Source organism: Desulfosarcina sp., assembly GCF_046496365.1.
GTDB lineage: Bacteria > Desulfobacterota > Desulfobacteria > Desulfobacterales > Desulfosarcinaceae > Desulfosarcina.
In genome coordinates, this window is record NZ_JAWOHB010000166.1 from 1 (window position 1) to 2836 (window position 2836).

Consider the following 2836-nt stretch of genomic DNA (forward strand, 5'->3'; position numbering starts at 1 on the left):
CAGGCTGCGCATGAACTGGGCATGACTACAATTCTCTGGTGTTATCTTCGCAACAGCGAATTCAAAATGGACAAGGATTATCATCTGAGCAGCGACCTGACCGGGCAAGCGAACCATCTCGGAGCCACGATTCAGGCCGACATCATAAAACAAAAGATGCCGGTCTGCGACGGCGGTTATACAGCTCTTTATTCCGAAGACAGCTATGGCAGCTTCGATACACGCATGTATACTGACCTGAACAGTGAAAATCCCATTGATCTGACGCGGTACCAGGTGGTTAATCAATACATGGGGCGAATCGGGCTGATTAACTCGGGCGGGTCCTCCGGTGACAACGACATTGCCGATGCGGTCAAAACGGCCGTGATCAACAAAAGGGCCGGGGGCATGGGTTTAATCAGCGGACGCAAGGCTTTTCAAAAACCCATGAAAGACGGTGTGGAGCTGCTGCATGCCATTCAGGACGTCTATTTATGTAAAGATATTACGGTTGCCTGATCAGAGATAAGATTAGAAAGGGTAAGATCATGAAAAGATTGGTTTTGCTGCGACACGGTGAAAGCATCTGGAACAAGGAAAACCGTTTTACCGGCTGGACGGATATCGACCTTAGCGAAAAGGGCATCGAGGAAGCCCGTCAGGCTGGTAAGGTTCTTAGGCAAGATGGCTTCACTTTCGATATCGCCTATACGAGTCTGCTGAAACGGGCAATCCGTACGCTGTGGATTACCCTTGATGAGATGGACCTGATGTGGATACCGGTAGTGCGGGATTGGCGGTTGAATGAACGACATTACGGCGCATTGCAGGGTCTGAATAAAGCGGAGACCGCCCGCGAGCGTGGGGAAAAACAGGTGCATATCTGGCGGCGCAGCTATGATATTCGGCCGCCTGCACTTACCGAAGAGGATGAGCGCTATCCCGTGAGTGACCCACGGTATAAAAATATCTCCGTTGATAAACTTCCCTTGACTGAAAGCCTGAAAGAAACTGTCGAGCGTTTTCTACCGGTTTGGCATGGGAGCATCGCACCAGCCATAAAACAGGGGCTACGTGTAATCATTGTTGCCCATGGCAACAGCTTGCGGGCACTGGTAAAATGCCTTGACAGGATTAGCGACGAGGAGATTCTTCGGCTTACTATTCCCACTGGCATCCCTTTGGTTTATGAACTCGACGACGATTTAACTCCGGCAAAACATTATTATCTGCTTGAAAAAGCGACGAAATTTATGGGTTTGTCGAATTGACACCGGAGCCTCATGGATGATTTCAAATGACTGACATAAAAAAGTTCCTTCGTGATTCTCTGTGCTCAACGGATTTAAAACGAAGGTACAAAGGTCTAGAAGAAATAAACAACGGGAGAGGGGAGAGGTTACTATGAAGTTACCGGCTCATAAAAGCAAGATCGTCTGCACGATTGGCCCTGCTTCAAGTTCAGATGCTGTTCCGGAACAATTGTTCGAACAGGGCATGAATGTGGCGAGGCTCAATTTAGCCCATGGTACCCTTGAGGGTCACAAGGAGGATATCCGGCGTACACGTGCTGTGGCGGCCCCATTTCCAAAGCACCCATTTCAGAAAGGAGGAGCGAAAAATGACCAGCAAGAAAACGATCCGGGTGGGTATCAACGGGTTTGGTCGAATCGGTCGAACGGTTTTCAAGCAATTACTTCAGAGGGAAGAGTTTCAGGTGATCGGAATCAATGATCTGGCCAACCTTGAAGACCTCGCCTATCTTCTCAAGTACGATTCGGTCCATGGCTGGTATTCCAGGAAGGTTGCCTCGCAGGAAAACGCCATTCAGGTGGACCAACAAAGGATACCTTTTTTTTCAAACCCGGACCCTAAAGAGATACCATGGAAGGAGACGGGGGCGGATATCATCATCGAATGCAGTGGAGCCCTCCGCAGCCGTGCAAAGGCTGCGGGCCATCTGGAAGCGGGGGCAAAACGCGTGATCATCTCCGCCCCTTCCGACGATGCCGACGCCATGATCGTTCTGGGCGTCAACGAGGAGAATTATCGGCCGAAAGCGCATCAGATCGTCTCCATGGCCTCCTGCACCACCAATTGTCTGGCTCCGGTGGCCAAGGTGCTTCACGAAGCCTTCGGCGTGGCGTTCATCATGTTCACCACCGTTCATGCCTACACCTCCAGCCAGTCCCTGATGGACACGCCGGCGCGCCATCGCCGCCGCGGCCGGGCGGCCGCCCTGTCGATCATTCCGACCACCACAGGAGCGGCCAAAGCCGCCGAAAAGGTCCTGCCGCAGTTGAAAGGAAAGATGACCGGCACGGCCATGCGGGTTCCCGTCCCCAACGGCTCGGTTACCGACATGGTGGTTTTCCTGGAAAAAGACGTATCTCCGGAACATGTCAACGCCGCCTTGCGGGAGGCATCGGAGAAATCCCCGCTTCAGGGCATCCTGCGGGTGACGGACGAGGCGCTGGTCTCCCAGGATATCATCGGCGACCCCCATTCATCCATCGTCGATGCACAGAGCACCATGGTTCTGAACGATAGAATCGTTAAAATCCTTGCCTGGTACGACAACGAATGGGGTTACTCCGCCCGCCTCGTTGATTTTGCAAAGTTCATGGTCGAAAAGGGGGAGTCCATGAAGAAGGCGTGAGAGACCGGATAGAGGAATTCGATTAGAAGTTTTCGAGGGACGGAGAATGAACTTGACCGCAAAGGCAGCCCTCACCATGCTGCCGATTCTGACCCTATTGATCATCATGCTGGTGTTGCGCTGGTCCGCGGCCAGGGCCGGAGTCATCAGCCTTTTTCTGACGATCCTCGTGGCGTGGCTGGGCTTTGGCTATGG

At 52.5% G+C, this 2836-nt stretch carries 3 protein-coding genes and 1 pseudogene; all 4 read left to right on the forward strand.

Annotated elements, in window-relative coordinates; genetic code table 11:
* A pseudogene (locus tag R6V78_RS17155) lies at positions 1-501 on the forward strand (fructose-bisphosphate aldolase); the annotation flags it as partial.
* A gap of 29 nt (positions 502-530) precedes the next feature.
* Entirely contained in the window at positions 531-1253 is a 723-nt protein-coding gene (gene gpmA, locus R6V78_RS17160) for a 2,3-diphosphoglycerate-dependent phosphoglycerate mutase (protein WP_410290605.1), read from the forward strand.
* Between the two features lie 133 nt (positions 1254-1386).
* Positions 1387-1716 carry a pyruvate kinase gene (locus R6V78_RS17165; RefSeq protein WP_410290606.1) on the forward strand — a complete coding sequence of 110 codons (330 nt, stop codon included), beginning with the start codon at positions 1387-1389 and terminating at the stop codon, positions 1714-1716.
* On the forward strand, positions 1604-2641 hold the full coding sequence (gap, locus tag R6V78_RS17170; RefSeq protein WP_410290607.1) for a type I glyceraldehyde-3-phosphate dehydrogenase: 1038 nt from the start codon (positions 1604-1606) through the stop codon (positions 2639-2641). Before R6V78_RS17165 ends, gap begins: the two co-directional genes overlap by 113 nt.
* Positions 2642-2836: the final 195 nt, after the last annotated feature.